Here is a 20067-nt window from a genome sequence, read left to right on the forward strand (position 1 = left end):
CGTGAAACCGTGTAACCGGCGCATATGAAACGCGGCATGGAGCCGAACCCGATGACCCGTTCGTCCTACGAGCAATCACCGCAGCAGATGCGCGATTTCGACATTGAGTTGACGCTGCTGCTCGAAGCGATCTACCTGAAGTATCAGCACGACTTCCGGAACTATGCGATGTCGTCGCTGCGGCGCCGGCTCAGTCAGGCGCTCGAAGAATTCGGCGTGCTCACGCTTTCGCAGTTGCAGGACCGGATCATCCGCAGCGAAACGGATTTCAGCCGGCTTTTTCATTACCTGACGGTGCAGGTCAGCGATATGTTTCGCGACCCCCAATACTTTCGTGCGCTGCGTGAGCACGTGCTGCCGTTGCTGCAAACCTATCCGTCGATCAAGGTTTGGGTGGCCGGCTGCAGCAGCGGCGAGGAGTTGTGGTCGCTGAAGATTCTGTTCGACGAGGCAGGGCTAACCGAACGTACGCTGTTCTACGCGACGGATATCAATCCGGATGCGCTTGCGCGCGCCGAAGCGGGCATTTACGCGCTCGACCGGGTCGCCGGCTTCACCCGCAACTATCTTGCGGCAGGCGGCAAGCGTTCGTTGTCGGACTACTATCACGCGGCGTATGGCGGTGCGCGCTTCGCCGGCTCGCTGAAAGAACGGGTCGTATTCGCCGACCACAGCCTGTCGACCGATGAAGTGTTTCTCGAAGCGCATCTGGTGTCGTGCCGCAATGTGCTGATCTATTTTGACCGCGACTTGCAGGACCGCGCGCTCGGACTGTTTGAGCGGTCGCTCGTGCGGCGCGGGTTTTTAGGGCTCGGCAGTAAGGAAAGCTTGCGTTATTCGAACCATTACAGCGGATTCGAAGAGTTTCGCGAACACGAACGGATCTATCAGAAGCGCTAAACGCGGCGCCTATGACACCCTCTACTATCGACCGGAGAGAACATTTATGCGAGACGATCGAGCCAGCGCCGCCGACCCGCCGTCAGCGTCCGGTTCAGTGTGTGCGTTCGACGCGCTCGTGCTCGGCGGATCAGCAGGCGGCACCGAAGTGATGAGCCTGTTGCTGGCCGCACTGCCCGCCGATTTCGCGCTGGCCGTGCTGGTGGTATCGCACCTGCCCGCCGACTCGCCCAGCTATCTGCTCGAAACGCTCAGCTACCGCTGTGCGCTGCCGGTCATCGAACCGGATTCCGGCGAACCAGTGGTCTCGGGGCGCGTGCATGTCGCGCCGCCCGGCTATCACATGCTGGTCGATGACGACCGGACGATCGCGTTGTCGGTGGATTCGTCGGTGCGCTTTTCGCGGCCGTCGATCGACGTTCTATTCGAATCGGCTGCGCACGCGTACGCGTCGCGGCTGCTCGGCATCCTGCTATCGGGCGCCAACGACGACGGCGCGCACGGCCTCGCAGTGATCCGTGCGATGGGTGGCGTTGCATGGGTGCAGGACCCGCAAACGGCAAGCTCGGCCACGATGCCGCGCGCCGCGATCGCTCGGGGAGCGGTCGACGACGTGCTTTCTCCCACTCTCATGGCCCAGCGGCTCGCCGCGTTGCAGGCCTCCACGTAATACAAGGCCATGGCGCATCCATCAGTCAACATCCTGATCGTCGACGACATCGCACATAACATCACCGCGCTCGAAGCGCTGTTGTCGCGGCCGGGCATTCAGGTGCTGGTCGCGAATTCAGGGACCGCGGCGCTGGATCTGCTGCTCAAACACGATGCCGCGCTCGCGATTCTCGACGTCAACATGCCCGGCATGAATGGCTTCGAACTCGCATCGCTGATGCGGGGCAGCCCGCGCACATCGCACGTGCCGATCATCTTTCTGACCGCGACCACGGAAGACGCGTCTCGCACGTTTCGCGGCTACGAAGCAGGTGCGGTCGATTTTCTGCACAAGCCGGTCGATCCGCGCATTCTGCAATCGAAAGTCGATGTGTTCGTGCAACTCGAGCAGCACAAGCGTCAGCTCGCCGACCAGTTGCTCGCGACACGGCAACTGCTCGAATCGAATGAAATGCTAATGGCCGTGCTCGGTCACGATCTGCGCACGCCCCTGGGCACCGTGCTCGCGTCGGCCGAATACCTCGCGCGCAACGCCGCCGACGAACAGGCCGGCACGGTCGCGAACCGCATCAGGAACAGCGCGCTGCGCATGTCGCGGATGGTGCATCAGCTGTTGAATCTCGCGCGGCTGCAAGGCGGCCGCCTGCCGCTCGCGCCGCGCCCGACCGATCTGGCGGCGCTGTGCCGATCGGTAGTCGAAGAATTCGCGACGCAGGAAGGTGTTGAGCGGATCGCGCTCGATGCGCGCGGCGATTGCAGCGGCGATTGGGACACCGATCTGCTGTGGCAGGCCATTTCGAATCTGATCAGCAATGCGTTGCATCATGGCACGCCGGACGGCGGCATCGCCGTCGACATCGACGGCAGCGACGCGGCGCGCATTACGCTGAAGATTACGAATGGCGGTGCGATCCCGCCGGCCGTAATGCCGCATCTGTTCGAAGCATTCGGCACGACGACGGATCGGCGCCGCCCGGGCGATCGCCCCCGCGAGGGACTCGGACTCGGCCTGCATATCGTGCGTACGATCGTGCACATGCATGGCGGGAAGGTCCACGGCACATCGGATGGGGAACACAGCACCGTGTTCAGCATCGAGCTGCCGCGCACCGCAATGCACGGCGTATCCCGCTAACCGGAAGTCCGCGCAAGCCAGCGTTGCAAAAACGCGCGGTTTAACCTTGCGCGCGCGAACCGCACTACAATGCTTGCCGGTCCGTTCGATGTGCTGCGCGATATTGCCGCGCGCTTGCGTCGCGTGTTTTGCAGTCTGCCTTCTTTCAACATGCTCACCCGTTCATCACGATTCGCGCTCGCGCTACTGCCCGGGCTCGCCGTCGCGCTTGCCGCGTGCTCATCGGCGCCCAAACCGAAGTTGCAGGATGAGTTCCTGAGCACCGATGCGAGTCCGTTCATGCGCACGTTCGACGTGTCGAGCGCGGAGGCGTGCGAGTCGGCGCGGCGCGCGCTGCTCAGCCAGGGTTACATGACGACGCTCGCGCGGCCCGATACCGTCGACGCAACGAAGAATTTCCAGCCGGCCAGCGATACGCATTACACGGTCGAATTTCACGTCGTCTGCACAGCCGGCGACAATGCCGCGAACTCGAGCGTCGTTTATGTGAACGCCGTGCAAAACGGCTATGCGCTGAAGAAAAGCGACACGTCGGCCAGTGTCGGCCTGAGCATACTCGGCTCGCTGTCGCTGCCGATTCGCTCGAATAGCGATGCGATGGTCAAGATCTCGAGCGAGACGATTCCGGCGGGAACGTTCTACGACCGCTTCTTCGATCTCGTCGGACGATATCTGCAGACGACAGTGCGCAGTGCGCCAATACCGGGCGAATCGATCGACACAAAGGCACTGCCGGGCGATCCGTTGCCGCTGCCGGCGCCCGCGCTCGTCGCTGCGCCTGCCACCGTAGTTCCGGCTCCTGTCGCGACGCTTCCTGTGAGCGCTTCGCCGGCTGCGGCGCTGCCTGTGACGGCCGCGCCCATTGCGGCGTCCGCCACCGCGACGACGACGGCTGCGGCGGTCACGCACACGGCGACGGCTGCGGCTACCGCGCAGGCTGCCGCGGCGCAAGCCAGCGAGTCAGTCGGCGCAATCGCAAGCGCAACGCCCGCCGTTGCGGCGTCCGACACTGTGGTGAGCTCCCCCGGTGCGGCAACCCCGCTGCTCGAACCGGCTTTTGAGCGCGCGGTCGCGGCTTCGCCCGCGTCCAGTCCAGCGAACGTGCCGCACGCGCAGTGAGCGCAAAGCAGCGCTTAGCGCTCGCGGCCCCGGAGATCGCCCGGGCATCGCGCGGACGTCGCTCAGTCATTGCTCAGTCACCGTTCAGCCAGCCACGCTCCGCTTAGGCGCGGCCTCGCGCAACTACGCGCCGGCCGCCGCCGAATGCTCGCGAATCAGCTCGATCAGCACCCGCAGCGCCGCCGGCACATGACGCCGCCCCGGATAGTACAAGCACAGACCGTCAAACGGCGGTGTCCAATCTTCCAGCACGCGTTGCAGTGTGCCCGCCTTCAGATCCGGACCGACAGTCCATTCGGTCAGGTAGGTGAGGCCTAAGCCCGCACGGGCGGCTGAAAGCATCAGCTCGGGATCGTCCAGCGTGATCACGCCTTTTACTTCGACAGCGAACGCCTCGCCGTGCCGCTCGAACTCCCAGTGATAAATCGCGCCGCTCGGCATCCGCGTGCGAATGCAGCGATGCGCGGCGAGATCGGCCGGCGTGCGCGGCGCGGGATGCTGCTCGAAATACGCAGGGCTCGCCGCCACCGCGAACCGCAACATCGGGCCGAGCGGCACCGCGATCATGTCCTGCGGCACCGCTTCCGCGAGCCGGATACCGGCATCGAAACCTTCGACGACGATGTCGATCATCCGGCCCTCGGTGACCACATCGAGCTTCATTTCCGGGTAGCGGCGCAGGAATTCGATAAAGATCGGCATCGCCTGGCGAGCCGCGCCCGCGGATGTGTTGATACGCAAAGTGCCGGACGGCGTATCACGGTGGCTGCCCGCCTGTTCGAGCGCTGTGCGGATCGCCGATAGCGCGGGCGCAATGCTATCGACAAACTGCGCGCCGGCTTCGGACACCGACACGCTGCGCGTGGTCCGATTGAAAAGCCGCACGCCGATGCGCGCCTCGAGCGCCGCCACCGCATGGCTCAGCGCCGACTTCGATACGCCGAGTTCGGTCGCCGCCGCCCGGAAACTCCGGTGCCGCGCGACAGCTAAGACCGCTTCGAGTTCGCCCAGGCCGGAGGTTTCCATTGTCCCGATTAGTTCAACAGCACATCCTTGATTATATGGCTAGTCAGGCCAACGGACCGGAACTATCTTGGTAGCCGTAAGAAACTTCAGGAGCTTTGACCTCATGCAGCACATCGACCGGATTTATATCGACGGAGCGTTCGTCACGCCGCACGGCGAAGAACTGTTCGACCTGTTCAACCCCGCGACCGAGCAGGTAATCGGGCGCGTGCGTCTCGCGGACGAACACGATGCGAATCGCGCGATCGCCGCCGCCAGGCGTGCGTTCGCGTCGTTTTCGCGGACCGGCAAAAGCGAGCGGCTCGATCTGCTGCAGAGCATGGCCAATGCGCTCGCAGCACGTGAGGACGATCTCGCGGAGGCGATCATCGACGAATACGGCTCGCCGGTTTCGCGCGCGCGCTGGATGGCGAACTACGCATCTAGCGTGGTCCTCGAAGCCGCGAACACGTTGCGTCAATATGACTTCAAGCGGCGCATCAACGCGAGTGAAGTCGTGATGCAGCCGGTCGGCGTCGCCGGCATGATCACGCCGTGGAACGCGAATGCGGGCTTCATCGCCAACAAGCTCGCGACCGCGATTGCGGCAGGCTGCACGGCCGTGATCAAGCCGAGTGAAATGAGCGCCATTCAAACGCAAATCGTCACCGAGGCGCTGCACGCGGCGGGCTTGCCGACCGGCGTGTTCAATATCGTCACCGGCCGCGGCGACGTGGTGGGCGCGACGATCAGCGCGCATCCGGACGTCGCGAAGATTTCGTTCACCGGCTCGACGGCGGTCGGCAAGGCGATCCTGCGCGCCGGCGCTGAGACGCTGAAGCGGATCACGCTGGAACTGGGCGGCAAATCGCCGTTCATCGTGCTCGATGACGCGAATTTCGCCGAGGCGGCTCCGCTCGCTTTACAGGCGGGATTCATGAACAACGGCCAGGCTTGTATCGCGGGCACGCGCATTCTGGTGCCGCAACAGCGTGTCGAGGAATTCGAGGTGCTAATCCGAGCGGCGGCGGAAAAGACGCAATCGGGCGACCCGCGCGATCCGGCGACCGTGATCGGGCCGATGGTCAGCGAGAAGCAGTGGAACCGCGTGCAACGCTATATCCGGCTCGGCACCGAGGAAGGCGCGCGTTTGCTGACCGGTGGCGAGGGACGGCCAGATGGAATGGAATCGGGGTGGTTCGTGCGGCCGACTGTTTTCACCGGTGTGAGCAACGATATGACCATCGCGCGAGAAGAGATTTTTGGACCGGTGCTGTCGATCATTGCGTATCGCGATCTGGAAGACGCAATCGCCATTGCAAACGATACGACCTATGGATTGCAGGCTTACGTGGTGTCGTCCGATCCGGCACGGGCACGTGAGGTCGGCGCGCGCATCGACGCGGGCCGCGTGATGATCAACGCGATCACGCACGACCCGGCCGTGCCGTTCGGCGGATTCAAGCAGTCCGGCATCGGCCGCGAGTGCGGGACGCTGGGGTTGGAGGCTTATCTCGAGCCGAAGGCAGTGATGGGGGTGGTTTAGGGCGCGGCGCCATCGCCATCAAACACCCTGCCGCTGTAGATTGCACCGCAAGCGCTATGTAATCTGCAGCGCCCGGCGGATGCCACGCGCGATCAGGTGCTGCGCCGCGCTCACGCGTCATATCAAGTTCCTCATCGTCCTCGCGATCGCCTGCGGCGGCTGTCCAAACGCGCGCAGGAACGCACGCCGCATCCGTTCCCGATCGCCGAAGCCGGTCTCGTGCGCCACGACGTCGACACCGTGCCGGCCGCTTTCGAGCATCAGCCGCGCCGCTTCCACGCGCAGCCGCTCCACTGCCTTGGCCGGCGTCTGCCCCGTTTCCGCGCGAAACGCGCGCGTAAACTGCCGCGGACTCAGATGCGCGGCGCCCGCCAGTTCCTCGACCGACAGTTCCGCCTGCAAGTTCTGCTTCGCATAATTCAGCGCGTTCTGGATGCGATCCGACTTCGGCTCCAGATCCAGCAGCGCTGAAAACTGCGACTGCCCGCCGGCGCGCCGGTGGTAGAGCACGAGTTGTCGCGCGACGGTCCGCGCGGCCTCCACGCCCGCATCCTTTTCGACCAGCGCGAGCGCCAGATCGACACACGCACTCATACCGGCCGACGTCCACACCGGTCCGTCGATGATGAAAATCCGGTCCTCTTCCATTTTCACGTCCGGATAGTCGCGCCGCATCTTCTCCGCGAAAAACCAGTGGGTCGTCGCGCGCCGCCCGGCAAGCAGTCCGGCTTCCGCCAGATTGAACGCGCCGGTACACGTCGAGCCAATGCGCCGCACATTCGGCGCCGAACGCTTCAGAAACGCAACGACCGCGGGCGGCGACAGCAATGCGTCGTTGTCTCCGACGACGATCAGCGTGTCGAACTGGCTATCGTCGAACGGCTGCGTCGTGACGGCGAAGCCCGACGACCCCTGCACCGCCCCACCGTTTTCAGAAAGCAGCACGAGGTCATACAACGGTTCCTCCACGACCCGGTTTGCGAACTCGAACACGGACAGCACCGACAGATTCATCATCTGAAACCCCGGGAACAGCACGATTCCCAAACGCAGCATAACGATCCCCCACCGATGTCCTAAAAAGTTGCAACTACGACATTGCCGACATGTGAGTATGCACTTAATCTTCGGGACATGCAGCAACGCATCGCCTTGAAACGAAACCATTCACTCTCTGGAGCCTGACATGTCGAACACGCCTTTCAAAGGAACTGCCGTTATCACCGGTGCATCGACGGGGATCGGCGCGACCTACGCCGAACGCCTCGCACGGCGCGGCTACGATCTGATCGTCGTCGCCCGCAACCGCGCACGCCTCGAGCAACTGGCCACGCGCATCACGAACGAAACAGGCCGTTCGGTGGAAATCGTCACCGCGGATCTGTCGAACAATGAAGATCTTCGTCGCGTCGAGAACGTACTGCGGACCGACGCGAGCATCACGTTGCTGGTCAATAACGCCGGCCTTGGCGCCGCCTTGCCGCTGCTGAATTCCGACGTCGATACGATGGAAGCAATGATCCGGCTGAACGTCATCGCATTGACCCGTCTCACGTATGCGATTGCGCCCGCGTTCGTTGCGCGCGGCGGCGGCAGCATCATCAATATCGCGTCGATCGCCGGTGTCGCGCCGGAAATTCTGAATGGCGTCTATGGCGGTACGAAGTCTTTTGTCGTCGCACTCACGCAGTCGTTGCGCCATGAACTGGCCGACAAAGGCGTGCGCGCGCAAGCGGTGCTGCCGGGCGCAACGCGCACCGCGTTCTGGGACATCGCCGGCCAGCCCGTTGAAAATCTGCCCGAGCAAATCGTGATGGACGCCGGCGATATGGTCGACGCTGCGCTCGCGGGTTTCGACCAGGGCGAGACGATCACGATCCCGTCGCTGCCCGATGTCGCCGACTGGAACCGGTTCGAATCCGCTCGCCAGGCGTTGATGCCGAATCTGTCGCGCAGCACGCCGGCCGCGCGTTTTCACGTGACTGAAGCCGCGCAAGCCGAATAGTGCAGCGGTGAGTTACAGCGCCGCGACTGTCATTGACCGTCGCGGCGCTGGCTTCGATTGGCCTGGTTCGCAAACATAGGCAAGTATCACAAGCTCGAAGCCCCACTCCGTAGAATCGGTTCGCATGCATGCATTGCCCCAATTCCCTGTTTGATACGGAGAACGACATGAACCCGATATCGTCGACCGCTTCGCAGCCGTGGCCAATCACACAACCGGACGAAACGATATCGGGCTCTGCGGCGAAGACAGAAAGCCGTCATCGACGGAAAGCCAACCCCAAGCCCCCGCCCGTGTATCCGCAAACGTCTTCCGCTCCTCCACGCGCGCAGGATAAGACGCCATCGACCGACACCGGCGTCACACGCACATACCTTGGCCCCGTGTCGCAAGGCGCACCGAGGAAGAACCCACAGGCTCCGGAAAAAGTCTGGCTGCTGCAAACGCAATTCCAAAGAAAAAAGAAAACCGATCGTCATTGGGACAATTCGCGGGCCCCAACGCAGCGCCCGCCGGCACCACCGGTGCGACAGGTCGTCAAGCGACCTGTCAGCCCCGTATCCGTCGTCGACACAACGGTGCCCGTCGATCCGCATCTGCAGGTCAAACAGGGAATAACCACGCTCAAACGCCTGCAAGGCGAAGGACCGATCAACCTGACGCCCACCGGCGATGCCGCTGCGGATACCGCCCGCATCAAACAGTTCGGGGCACCGCTGAGGTTTTACCGGAACGACAGCAGCGAAACGGCTGTGCGTACGCCGTCGTTGATCGACAAGACGGACTATCGCGCGCGGCGGGACGTCGTCGCATTCGGCAAAGGCACCGACGCGACTTCGTACGTACCCGAGGCCAAGGCGTACATGGGAAGAGGCTGGGCCAGCACGCCTGCTCAACTTTCCGGAACAGACATCCTCAAGCTCGGCGCCGGAAAGGACGGCACGACCGCGATGATGCTGCCGTTCGGTCAGATACGGCCCGGCTCGACGATTATCGTCACCGGGGGACCGATGCGCGGCAGCACGATGCTGTTTGCCGCCGATCGCCACGGCTTCTATGCGTACCATGCGGGCGCATCGTCGAACAATCCGCGCTGGAGCGTATCTGAGGACGGTGCGCGAAGTATCGCGAATGCGTACCGTGCGATGCACTCAGGACACGACGGGTGGACCACCGCGCATTCCGGTGCCGGAGAACTGGTTTCCATCGCCCGGCAACACCCGTTTTCGGCGCTGATCTATAACGGCGAGTACTCGGCCGAACCGGGCCGCAAGCCGCTTGACGAGCGCATCGACGCGCCGTTGCATACGACGGCGGGCGACCCGGAAAACCCGTCACATATGATGACATTCAGCTATTTCGAGCCCGGCGACGTGCGCAGTGTGGGCACAGCGGAAGCCGTGATATCGAAAGACCCGAGCGGTCAGGTCACCGTCCAGGTGCTTGGGGAAAGAGGCAAGCTGGACAGCATGCAAACTTTGGATTTACACGGCGGCTCGGTCGGTTTCCGCTACCGGTCAACCTACGGCGCGACGACGTCGTACACCGTTGAGCGATCGAAGCAATCGTAACGACATGCGGCCCGGCCACGGAACGCCTGCTTCGAGCACGCGGGGTGGTCCGCGAACTAGCTCGCGAGCGTTTGAAGTTGCGCAAGCAACGAATCCGGAATATCGATGCCATCGCGATTTGCGGCGTCGGCGAGACCATGGCGACGCTGGCCGGGCAAGCGCACCTCCGGGTCCTGCAACAGGCTTTCAATCAGCGCCTCGACGCGCGACAGGTACAGGTCGTTGCCCGCCAGCGCGCCGGGATCGACCGCCCAGAACAGATGACCGATGCGTGAACGCTCGCCTTCCTCGGTCAGGAACGATCCTGCTTCGTACCCGAAATTCGCGCCGGCCAGCGCGGCAGCCAGCAGTTCCACCATCAATGCCAGCATCGCGCCCTTCGCGCCACCGAACGGCAGCACCATGCCGTCGAGCGCGGCTTTTGCGTCGGTGGTCGGCACGCCGTCGCGCGTCGTGGCCCAGCCTTCGGGAATCGGCTTGCCGTCGCGCGCGGCAATCATGATCTTGCCGCGCGCGGCCTGCGACAACGACAGGTCGATGATCAGCGGTTCGCCCCGGCGACGCGGAAACACAGCTGCAATCGGATTCGTGCCGAACAGCGGATGACGTCCGCCCCATGCCGGCATCGCACCCGGCGCATTGCTGAACGCGAGACCGACCAGCCCCGCCGCGCCGAGCGCTTCGAGGTGGTACGCACCGACGCCGAAGTGATGGCTGCGCGTGACGCTCGCAACCGCACTGCCGTGTTCGCGCGCACGGGTAATCAATGTATCGATCGCGAGCGCGCACGCGGGAAACGCCATGCCGTCCGCTGCATCGACGAGCACCGCAGCGTTGCGCGATGCGATCACCGCGGGCCGCGCGTGCGGATCGACCCGGCCGTTGCGCAGTTGCGCGATATACATCGGCAAACGCGCGACGCCGTGCGACGACAAACCGCGCTCATCCGCATAAACGAGGGCCCGCGCGGTCGCGACCGCGGTCTCGTGCGGTGCGCCGGTCCGTTCGACGGCACTCGTTGCGAGCGCAAGCAATGCATCGGGTGAAACACGTGTCATGGCAGGATTCCTTTTTCACGTTGCGGCCGGGGCGCGCCGAAACCGGCCGCAACGCCCCGCCCTGTCAATTCGAATGTTCGCGCGCAAAGGCCGGCGGCGCACCGTCTTCCACGTCACCCGTTTTTTGCGCTTCGGGTTCGTCGCGTAAGACATCTTTTCGCGGCGCCGCGAGAAACTCGCGAGCAGCGCGCGCATCGAATGCGCCCTCCCAGCGAGCGACCACGATCGTTGCCACCGCATTGCCGATCATGTTAACAATTGCGCGGATTTCGTTCAGCACGCGATCGATGCCGAGAATCAGCGTAATGCCCGCAACCGGGATGATATTGTGCGTCGACAGTGTAGCGGTAAGCGCAACCAGCGCGGCGCCCGCCACGCCCGCGCCGCCCTTCGACGTCAGCATCAGCACCGCGAGCAGGCCGAGTTGCTGCCACAGCGTCAGATGCGTGTTGGTCGCCTGCGCGATGAAAAGCGAGGTCATCGTCAGGTAGATGGCCGCGCCGTCAAGGTTGAACGAGTAGCCGGTCGGCAACACAAGACCGACGACTGTCTTCGGGCAGCCGAGCCGCTCGAGCTTTTCCATCAGGCGGGGCAGCACCGATTCGGTGGTCGACGTGCCGAGCACAATTAGCAATTCCTCGCGCAGATACTTGAGCAGCGGCCACAGCCCGACGCCAGCCCAGCGGCAGATCGTGCCCAGCACCAGCACAATGAAGAGAATGCTCGTCACGTAGAAGCATAGGATCAGCAAACCGAGCTGCTGCAACGTCGTAATGCCGTACTTGCCGACCGTGAATGCCATCGCGCCGAATGCGCCAAGCGGCGCGAGCCGCATGATCATTTCGACGATGGTCATCAACGCATCGCTGGTTTGCTCGATCACGCGCGCGAGAAAGCGGCTGCGACGCGCACTCAGCGAAAGCGCAACACCGAACAGGACCGAGAACAGCAGCACCTGCAGCAGATCGCCGCGTGCGAATGCGCCGATCACCGAGTTCGGCACAATCTGCTCGAGGAAATTCCTGGAGGCCTCATTGTGCACTTCGGTCACGTAATGTCCGACTGCATGCGGGTCCAGTGATTTCGGATCGATATTCAAACCCGCGCCCGGATGCAGCACATTGGCAACGACGAGTCCGATCACGAGCGCGATGGTCGTCACGATTTCGAAGTAGACGATCGTCTTCAGGCCGACACGGCCCACCTGCTTCAGCGATTCCATCCGCGCGATGCCGATCGATACCGTACAGAAGATCACCAGCGTGATCAGCATCTTGATAAGGCGGATGAACGTATCGCCCAGCGGCTTCATTTGCACGCCGATATCCGGCACGAAGTAACCGACGATAATGCCGGCCGCAAGGCCGATCAGGACTTGAACATAGAGATGTCGTAGCACGCGCAAGATGGTGTCTCCTCCACTCGCTGCTGCTTGCTGGAAAGGACAATGCCGCGCCGCGTGCCGGGCCTGTGGACCCTTGTACGTTGTGAAGGACTACGCGTTGCGCGCGCACTGCTGCGAAACTGCGTTTATATATGTATGGATTGAGCGACGACGAATGCAAAGAGGCGGTGCGAGAGGCGCCTTGGCGAAGCGGTGCGGCGCATTGGAGCGCGCCGCACCGCTTGCAGATCACGCGCTTTCGAACAGACGCGTCAGCACGAATTCGCGGTGGCCGAGTGTTTCAGCGGCCGTCCAGCGACCGTTGATCGTCGCCATCATCGATTCGAGCAGCTTGTCGCCGGCCTGATCGAGGTTCTGCTCGCGCTGCAGCAGGCCCGACACGTCGACGTCGATATGCTCGCTCATCGTGCGTACCGTGCGCGGGTTCGCGCAGATTTTGATAACCGGCACGATCGGATTGCCGATCACATTGCCCTGGCCGGTCGGGAAGAAGTGCACCGCAAAGCCGGATGCCGCGCACAGCGTGACCATTTCCGCGGCCGCCGACGATGAATCCATAAACCACAGACCCGAATGCGTCGGCGCTTCGGCTTTATCGAGCACGCCGTCGATCATGCACTTCTTGCCGATCTTCTGGATGTTGCCGAGCGCCTTTTCTTCGATCGTCGTGAGGCCGCCGGCAATATTGCCTTTGGTCGGCTGCGATTCGGACAGGTCATCGGTTTTCCAGCGGTTGATCATGTCCTGATAGCGGTCGAACATGAACTGGAAGCGCTCGCGCACCTTGTCGTTCGCGCAGCGCGCGGCAACGATCTGCTCACCGCCCGTCAGTTCCGACGTTTCGCCGAACACGAGTGTGGTGCCGAGGCCATACAGCTTGTCGAATGCGCTGCCGACCGTCGGGTTCGCGCCGCAGCCGGACGTCGTATCGGATTCGCCGCATTTGGTCGACACCCACAGGTCCGAGATCGGGCACTCGACACGATCGAGCGAGGTGGCGTACTGCACCATTTCCTTCGCGGCTTTCGACGCACGCATGATGGTGTCGTGGTCGCCGTGCAGTTCGATGCCGAAGCCCATGACCGGCTTGCCCGACTTCGCAATGCCGTCGACCACGCGCTTGGTCCAGCCTTCCTCGATGCCGATTACCACGACCGCCGCGACATTCGGGTTGCTGCCCGCACCGATCAGCGTGCGGAAATGCAAGTCGAGGTCGGCGCCGAATTGCAGACGGCCGTACGGGTGCGGCAGCGCCATCGTACCTTTGATGTTGTTTTCGACCGCTTGTGCAGCTGCATTCGACAGGTCGTCGACCGGCAGGATGATCACATGGTTACGCACGCCGACGCGGCCGTTGTCACGGCGATAGCCGCGGAAAGTGGTGTTCTTGTCAATTACGCTCATGGTAGGTCTCGATGTCCTGGATGGTGGGAACGCAGTGGGTTACCGGCGGCGGTTATCAACCGCGGTTACCAGCGCTTCGTCTTGATGTTGTGCACGTGTGCGTGCTCACCCGCCTTGATCGGCGCCACCACCTTGCCGATATCGACGCCATACTTGAACACCGTGTCGCCCACAGCCATATCTTTCAGCGCGACCTTGTGACCGATCGGAATATCCTGCTTCGCGGCCACCGTAATGACCTCGTCATCGTCCATGATCCACGCGTTCAGTTGCGTGCCCGCCTTGATCCCTTCCACCACCGCGACGCCGACGGTGTCTTTCGCTTCATGCAGCACGATGTGAATCGTTCTCTTTGCCCCGCTGCCGGTTTGTTGCGGCGCGGCTGATGCGGCGTTGCTCATCGAAGTGTCTCCAGGGTGGTTGAACCGGTTCGGCGCGTTGTGTCGTCCGTGCAACCCATCTTAGGCGGCGGGATTGCATGTGTCAACCATATCATCTATATGTGTTCAATGAGCCGCATGAAGTAGAATTCCCGGCAGGTTTTCTGACAACGAGGTTGCATGCCGGGCTGCTGCGAGAAAAGTGACAAGGGGCAAGAGCCATGAACACGCTGACGATCGGTACCCCCGCCATTGGCGGCATTCGCTACAAGGAAGTGAAGAACGCGATGCTTGCGGCGCTTGCCGCGCATGAATGGAAAGGCGGCGAGACCATTCCTTCGGAAAAACGCCTCGCCGAGCGCTTCGGCGTGTCGATCGGTACGTTGCGCAAGGCCATCGACGAACTGGTCGCGGACAACATCCTCGTACGTCATCAGGGCCTCGGCACATTCGTTGCACAGCATCAGCGCGACCGGCACTTCTTCCGCTTTTTCCGGGTCGTGCGAGCGGATGGCGACAAGACTTATCCGACGGTGAGCCTCGTGTCGTTCAGGAAGGCGAAGGCCACGCGCGACGTGGCGCAACTGCTCAATATCGAAACCGGCGCGCGCGTTTTCACGTTCTTGAACCAGCTCGCGCTACACGGGGAAAAGGTGATGACCGAGAACATCACGGTGCCCGAATCACATTTTCCGGGGCTGACCGAAGCGACACTGCGCGACCGGCCGAGCACGCTGTACAACCTTTATCAGGACGTTTTTCATATCAATGTGGTCGGCACCGATGAACGTGTGCGCGTCGCACGCGCGGATGAAGTGGAAAGCGCGCTGCTCGGCGTGACACCCGGTGCGCCGATCCTCGAGATCCGGCGTATTGCGTATTCGTATCATCAGGTGCCGGTCGAGCTGCGTATTTCCCACGTCAATACCGAGCACTACGAATATGTGGGCGCGTCAGCGTCGCATGACGAACCTTTATGACGCGACGGCAAGAGCAATCCCGATCTGGTAATTTGCAATCGTTGAAGCGATCACCTACACTCGCTACTCATACAGATGATTTAAATCATAAAGCAGTCGTCGTTATGAGCCGTACACGCAGTCGCTGGAACAGTGGGATTGACAGTCGGGGACTGTCGGCCACGCACGCATAGAGTTCGCTGCAATCAAAACCGGCCGCACGATGCCTTGCGCGAGAAGGCCGGCATTAGGAGACCCTCACGATGCACACTCTGTCTTTCCGCCCTCCGCACTGCCTTGCGGCCAGTTCTTCCGGGCAACGCATCCGTTCGTGTCGCCCACTTTCTCGCGGCGCCGCAACGAATCCTTAATATTGGCGACTCATACTGCGCCGCTCCGTTCCCGGAAACATTTCTAACGATCCGCCGTGCCGTTCCTCTCGCAAGGAGTGTCGAGCAATGAGCTTTCGCAAAATCGCCGTCGTATTGTCCGCGCTGGCCGCGCTGGTAGTCTGCACTGTCGCGCGCGCCGACATGTCGGAGATCAAGATCGCGCGTCAGTACGGCGTCAGCTATCTGCCGCTGATGATCATGCAGGACCAGAAACTGCTCGAAAAACACGCGGCGCAGCTGGGTGTGCCGAACCTGAAGGTATCGTGGGTCGAGTTTGCCGGCGGCAACGTGATGAACGACGCGCTGCTGTCCAATTCGCTGCAGATCGCGTCCGGCGGCGTCGCGCCGCTTGTGCTGCTATGGTCGCGCACGCATGGCACACCGCTCGAAGTGAAGGCGCTCGCCGCGATCAATTCGATGCCGCTGTTGCTGAACACGACGAACCCCGCGGTTAAAACCGTGAAGGACTTCTCCGGCAAGGACAAGATCGCCCTGCCGGCCGCGAAGGTGTCGATTCAGGCGATCACGCTGCAAATGGCCGCGGAAAAGGCATTCGGCTCCGGCAACCAGGGGCAGCTCGACAAGTACACCGTCTCGCTCGCGCATCCGGACGCACAGCAGGCGCTGCTGTCCGGCAGCAGCGAAGTGACCGCGCATTTCGGTTCGCCGCCGTTCCAGGAGCAGGAACTCTCGCATTCAAATGTGCATACGGTCGTGAATTCCTATGATGTGCTGGGCGGCAAATCGACATTCAATCTTGTCTGGTGCACCTCGCAGTTCTATCAGCAGAACCCGAAGCTCGTCCAAGCGTTCATCGCGGCGCTCGACGAAGCCGAAGCGTCGATCAACAAGGACAAGCACGCGGCCGCGCTCGCTTATTTGCGCATCAGCAAGGACAAGAGCAGCGTCGAGGACATCGAGAAAATGATCTCGTCACCTGACGTGCAGTTCACGACCACCCCACAAAACACGGTGAAATACGCGGACTTCATGGCACGCACCGGCCTCATCAAGACGAAGCCGGCGTCGTGGAAAGACATGTTCTTTCCGACCGGGCAATCGCAGCAAGGGAGCTGACCATGTATTCGATGCGTAATGCAAGCGGCGCCGCATCGTCCGGACACACGCCGGACAATGCACCGTTGCTCGACGTGAAGGGCGTCACGCTGCAATACAAAACGCGCAAGCATCTGGTGATGGCGACCTATCGGGTCGACTTCCAGGTGTTCCAGGGCGAGCGTTTCGTGCTGCTCGGGCCGTCGGGCTGCGGCAAGTCGACGTTGCTTAAAAGCGTTGGCGGTTATCTGCCGCCGACCGAGGGCTCGATCTCGCTGAAGGGAAAAACCATTACGAAACCGGGCCCGGACCGGATGATGGTGTTCCAGGAGTTCGACCAGTTGCTGCCGTGGAAAACCGTTCGGCAGAACGTGATGTTCCCGCTGCTGTCGTCGCGCCGTCTTGGCGCGCGTGAAGCCGAGCAGCGCGCGATGCACTACATCGACAAGGTCAACCTGACGAAATTTGCCGATAGCTACCCGCATACGCTGTCGGGCGGCATGAAGCAGCGCGTCGCGATTGCACGCGGCATGGCGATGGAGCCGGACATCCTGCTGATGGACGAACCGTTCGCGGCACTCGATGCGCTCACGCGCCGCAAGATGCAGGACGAACTGCTCGCGCTGTGGCAGGAAACGCGCTTCACCGTGCTGTTCGTCACGCACTCGATTCCCGAAGCGATCAAGGTGGGCAGCCGCATTCTGCTGCTGTCACCGCATCCGGGCCAGGTGAAGGCCGAACTGAACACGGCCGTATCCGGTGAAGCCGCGGTAGCGCTCGAAAAGCGCATCCAGCACATGCTATTCGAAGACGAGATCGAGGAGGCCGAGAATGTCTAACGGTACGGCGCAGGATACGGCACAGGGCACCGCAACCGCCTACCCGAATCGCGAATCGATGGCCGGTGTCGCCACCGCGCCGCGCGAAGAAATCGTCCGCGAGACGAGCGATACGCATCAGTTCAGCGTCGTCGAAAAACCGCTGTCGACGTTCGAACGGCTCTATAACCAGGGGTGGATTCGCAAGCTCGTCATCCTCGCGTTTCTCGCGATCGTCTGGGAAGTTTACGGCCGCATCCTGAACAACGCGCTGCTGTTTCCCACCTTTAGCGCGACGGTCGAAGCGTTCGTCACAAGCATTGCCAGTGGCGAGTTGCCCGGCAAGGCGTGGGCATCGATTCACGTGTTGCTGATGGGCTACGCATGTGGCATCGCGCTTGCCGCCGTGCTGACGGCCGCGGCGATCACGTCGCGCATCGGCACCGATTTTCTCGAAACGATGACGTCGATGCTGAACCCGTTGCCTGCGATCGCGCTGCTGCCGCTTGCGCTGATCTGGTTCGGCCTCGGCAATGGCAGCCTGATTTTCGTGCTCGTGCATTCGGTCACATGGTCGGTCGCGTTGAATACGCATTCGGGCTTTCTGTCAGTCAGCAACACGCTGAAGATGGTCGGGCGCAACTATGGCCTGCGCGGCGGCCGCTACGTGACGAAGATTCTCGTGCCCGCCGCATTTCCGAGCATTCTCACCGGCCTGAAGATCGGCTGGGCTTTCGCGTGGCGTACGTTGATCGCGGCGGAGCTCGTGTTCGGCGTGAGCTCGGGCTCGGGCGGTCTCGGCTGGTTCATCTATGAGAACAAGAATCTGCTGGATATCGCGAATGTATTCGCCGGGCTGTTCACGGTCATTCTGATCGGCCTCGCTGTCGAGAACCTGATCTTCCGCACGCTCGAGCGGCATACGGTGCAGCGCTGGGGGATGCAGTCGTGAGCGGCGCTTCATTGCTCGCGATTGCGATCGCCACGCGGGTCAGGGCTGCGGAGCGCAAACGTTGAGCACGCAACTCGCGCTGCTGGTGATCGGCGGCAGCGCGATCGCGGGCTTCGTATCGGGTCTTGCCGGATTCGCGTTCGGCCTCGTGGCGATGGTGTTCTGGGCGTGGACGCTGCCGCCGCAGGCAATCGGCCCGATGCTCGTGGTCGGTTCGCTGACCGGCCAGGTGCTGACGGTGGGTACGGTGCGCGGTCAGATCCGCCCGAAACTGATCGGGCCGTTTATTGCCGGTGGCTTTATCGGCGTGCCAATCGGCGCAGCCCTGCTGCCGATCATCGACCCGACCGCGTTCCGGATCGGCGTCGGCATATTGCTGATTGTCTATTGCGGTTTGATGCTGGCGGCGAAGAACCTGCCGACAATTACCGCCGGCGGCGCATGGGCCGATGGCGGCGTAGGCGTGATCGGCGGCGTGCTGGGTGGAATCGCAGGCCTCGTCGGGCCGGCGCCGACCGTCTGGTGCATGCTGCGCGGTCACCACAAGGATTTGCAGCGCGCGATCTGCCAGAGCTTCTTTATCGCGATGCAGTCGCTGACGCTTGTCACCTACGCGCTCACCGGCCTGATCGACCGGCAGACACTGACATTATTCGCGTGGATGGTGCCGTCGACGCTGATCTTCGCGTGGCTCGGCTCGCGTTTGTACGTCCGCATCTCCGACACCGCGTTCAAGCGCGTGCTGCTCGCGCTGCTGTTCGCGTCAGGCGCGGCACTGCTCGGTACGTCGATCGCCCACGCCCTGCGCTAGCGGGTGCGTCGCCGTCCATTCGCGGAGGAGCCGTGACTATGAGTGCAATTCGCTATTTCGTCACGTTTCTGTCGGTCGCACGGCACGGCTCGTTCGCCGCGGCCGCCGACGAAGTGTGCCTCACGCAAGCCGCGGTCAGCCAGCAGATGCGCTCGCTCGAGCGCGATCTCGACATCGTGCTGTTCGAACGCACGGCGCGCGCCGTGTATTTGAGCGAGCAAGGGCGCACGATCCTGCCGCTCGCCGAGACGCTGGTCGCGAACTATCGGAAGATACTCGCTGTCGGCGAGCGCGATGAAGTGGCCGGCGTGGTGCGCGTCGGCGCGCTTGTATCGTCGTTGATGGGCGCATTCGCGGACGCGATGCTGAACCTGAAGCGCCGCTATCCACGGCTCGAAATCAAGCTTTTCACCGGGCTATCGAGCGACTTCGCAACACGCGTCGACAGCGGCGAACTCGATGCGGCAATTGTCACGCTATCGCCGACCGGTTTCCCGGCGACGCTCAAATGGACCGCGCTCTACAGTGAGCCGATGGTGCTGATTTCGTCGACCGAAGACCCGCGCACCGACGTCGCCGCGCTATTGCAGGAACCGTATATCCGTTTCGACCGGCAAACGTGGACGGGCATCCTGATCGAAGAAGCGCTACAGGGTCTTGGCGAGTCGGTGCACGACATCATGGAGTTGAACTCGCTCGAAGCGATCTGCGAGATGGTGAAGCGCGGCTTTGGCGTATCGATCGTGCCGCGCCTTGCGAATGCAAACTGGAACGTCGAATCGGGCCTGCGCGTGACGGCACTGCCCGAACGCATCGCACCGCGCCGCGTCGGCTTGCTCGAACGCCGCGAGCACGCGCGGGAAGCGTTTACCGATGCGG

The 20067-nt window shown here is 62.5% G+C and carries 18 protein-coding genes and 1 pseudogene; 13 read left to right on the forward strand and 6 right to left on the reverse strand.

The annotated features are described in order from the left end of the window. The first annotated feature begins 51 nt into the window (after positions 1 to 51). The 4 genes from BX592_RS00595 (at position 52) to BX592_RS00610 (ending at position 3826) form a co-directional block, all read left to right on the forward strand. Entirely contained in the window at positions 52 to 900 is an 849-nt protein-coding gene (locus tag BX592_RS00595; protein ID WP_134189701.1) for a CheR family methyltransferase, read from the forward strand. Between the two features lie 46 nt (positions 901 to 946). Continuing rightward, on the forward strand, positions 947 to 1570 hold the full coding sequence (locus BX592_RS00600; protein ID WP_134189702.1) for a chemotaxis protein CheB: 624 nt from the start codon (positions 947 to 949) through the stop codon (positions 1568 to 1570). A gap of 9 nt (positions 1571 to 1579) precedes the next feature. Beyond that, positions 1580 to 2707 (forward strand): hybrid sensor histidine kinase/response regulator, encoded by a 1128-nt coding sequence (locus BX592_RS00605; RefSeq protein ID WP_134189703.1) that lies wholly within the window; start codon positions 1580 to 1582, stop codon positions 2705 to 2707. A 69-nt stretch (positions 2708 to 2776) separates the two neighbouring features. Continuing rightward, positions 2777 to 3826, forward strand: a complete 1050-nt coding sequence (locus BX592_RS00610; RefSeq protein WP_341802919.1) for a DUF2242 domain-containing protein — start codon at positions 2777 to 2779, stop codon at positions 3824 to 3826. Positions 3827 to 3949: 123 nt separating this feature from the next. Here the strand turns inward: BX592_RS00610 and BX592_RS00615 are convergent, their stop codons facing one another. Further along, complete coding sequence (locus tag BX592_RS00615) at positions 3950 to 4852, reverse strand: LysR family transcriptional regulator (RefSeq protein ID WP_134189704.1); 903 nt, start codon at positions 4850 to 4852, stop codon at positions 3950 to 3952. A 103-nt stretch (positions 4853 to 4955) separates the two neighbouring features. On the opposite strand from BX592_RS00615, the gene BX592_RS00620 reads away from it, so the two are divergent. Then, the gene (locus BX592_RS00620) at positions 4956 to 6377 is read left to right on the forward strand and encodes an aldehyde dehydrogenase family protein (protein ID WP_134189705.1); all 1422 of its coding nucleotides are present in this window, start codon (positions 4956 to 4958) and stop codon (positions 6375 to 6377) included. A gap of 117 nt (positions 6378 to 6494) precedes the next feature. Here BX592_RS00620 and BX592_RS00625 read toward each other — a convergent pair whose 3' ends face one another. Beyond that, positions 6495 to 7433, reverse strand: a complete 939-nt coding sequence (locus BX592_RS00625; protein ID WP_134189706.1) for a GlxA family transcriptional regulator — start codon at positions 7431 to 7433, stop codon at positions 6495 to 6497. A 130-nt stretch (positions 7434 to 7563) separates the two neighbouring features. Between BX592_RS00625 and BX592_RS00630 the strand changes: the two genes are divergently transcribed. After that, the gene (locus BX592_RS00630) at positions 7564 to 8382 is read left to right on the forward strand and encodes an SDR family NAD(P)-dependent oxidoreductase (protein ID WP_134189707.1); all 819 of its coding nucleotides are present in this window, start codon (positions 7564 to 7566) and stop codon (positions 8380 to 8382) included. 578 nt (positions 8383 to 8960) lie between these two features. Next, on the forward strand, positions 8961 to 9953 hold the full coding sequence (locus tag BX592_RS00635; protein WP_166676281.1) for a cytotoxic necrotizing factor Rho-activating domain-containing protein: 993 nt from the start codon (positions 8961 to 8963) through the stop codon (positions 9951 to 9953). 56 nt (positions 9954 to 10009) lie between these two features. Here the strand turns inward: BX592_RS00635 and BX592_RS00640 are convergent, their stop codons facing one another. The 4 genes from BX592_RS00640 to BX592_RS00655 all read right to left on the reverse strand — a co-directional run bounded on the left by BX592_RS00640 (position 10010) and on the right by BX592_RS00655 (position 14221). Next, positions 10010 to 11011: an Ldh family oxidoreductase gene (locus BX592_RS00640; RefSeq protein WP_134189709.1), complete on the reverse strand. Its 1002-nt coding sequence runs from the start codon at positions 11009 to 11011 to the stop codon at positions 10010 to 10012. A 64-nt stretch (positions 11012 to 11075) separates the two neighbouring features. Further along, positions 11076 to 12416: a C4-dicarboxylate transporter DctA gene (gene dctA, locus BX592_RS00645; protein WP_134189710.1), complete on the reverse strand. Its 1341-nt coding sequence runs from the start codon at positions 12414 to 12416 to the stop codon at positions 11076 to 11078. Positions 12417 to 12644: 228 nt separating this feature from the next. Then, on the reverse strand, positions 12645 to 13820 hold the full coding sequence (locus tag BX592_RS00650) for a UxaA family hydrolase (RefSeq protein WP_134189711.1): 1176 nt from the start codon (positions 13818 to 13820) through the stop codon (positions 12645 to 12647). A gap of 65 nt (positions 13821 to 13885) precedes the next feature. Beyond that, positions 13886 to 14221, reverse strand: coding sequence for a UxaA family hydrolase (locus BX592_RS00655; RefSeq protein WP_134189712.1), 336 nt, complete (start codon positions 14219 to 14221; stop codon positions 13886 to 13888). 200 nt (positions 14222 to 14421) lie between these two features. Between BX592_RS00655 and BX592_RS00660 the strand changes: the two genes are divergently transcribed. From BX592_RS00660 to BX592_RS34275, 6 genes and pseudogenes are all read left to right on the forward strand, one after another. Continuing rightward, on the forward strand, positions 14422 to 15180 hold the full coding sequence (locus BX592_RS00660) for a GntR family transcriptional regulator (protein ID WP_134189713.1): 759 nt from the start codon (positions 14422 to 14424) through the stop codon (positions 15178 to 15180). Positions 15181 to 15617: 437 nt separating this feature from the next. Then, positions 15618 to 16628, forward strand: coding sequence for an ABC transporter substrate-binding protein (locus tag BX592_RS00665; RefSeq protein ID WP_134189714.1), 1011 nt, complete (start codon positions 15618 to 15620; stop codon positions 16626 to 16628). Between the two features lie 11 nt (positions 16629 to 16639). Next, positions 16640 to 17446: an ABC transporter ATP-binding protein gene (locus BX592_RS00670; RefSeq protein WP_134189990.1), complete on the forward strand. Its 807-nt coding sequence runs from the start codon at positions 16640 to 16642 to the stop codon at positions 17444 to 17446. A gap of 58 nt (positions 17447 to 17504) precedes the next feature. Further along, entirely contained in the window at positions 17505 to 18377 is an 873-nt protein-coding gene (locus BX592_RS00675; RefSeq protein ID WP_134189991.1) for an ABC transporter permease, read from the forward strand. Between the two features lie 61 nt (positions 18378 to 18438). Continuing rightward, positions 18439 to 19188 carry a sulfite exporter TauE/SafE family protein gene (locus tag BX592_RS00680; RefSeq protein WP_134189715.1) on the forward strand — a complete coding sequence of 250 codons (750 nt, stop codon included), beginning with the start codon at positions 18439 to 18441 and terminating at the stop codon, positions 19186 to 19188. 38 nt (positions 19189 to 19226) lie between these two features. Further along, a pseudogene (locus tag BX592_RS34275) lies at positions 19227 to 20063 on the forward strand (LysR substrate-binding domain-containing protein); the annotation flags it as partial. Between the last annotated feature and the right edge of the window lie 4 nt (positions 20064 to 20067).

Origin of the sequence: Paraburkholderia rhizosphaerae (genome assembly GCF_004366595.1) — a bacterium.
GTDB classification, from domain to species: Bacteria; Pseudomonadota; Gammaproteobacteria; order Burkholderiales; family Burkholderiaceae; genus Paraburkholderia; species Paraburkholderia rhizosphaerae.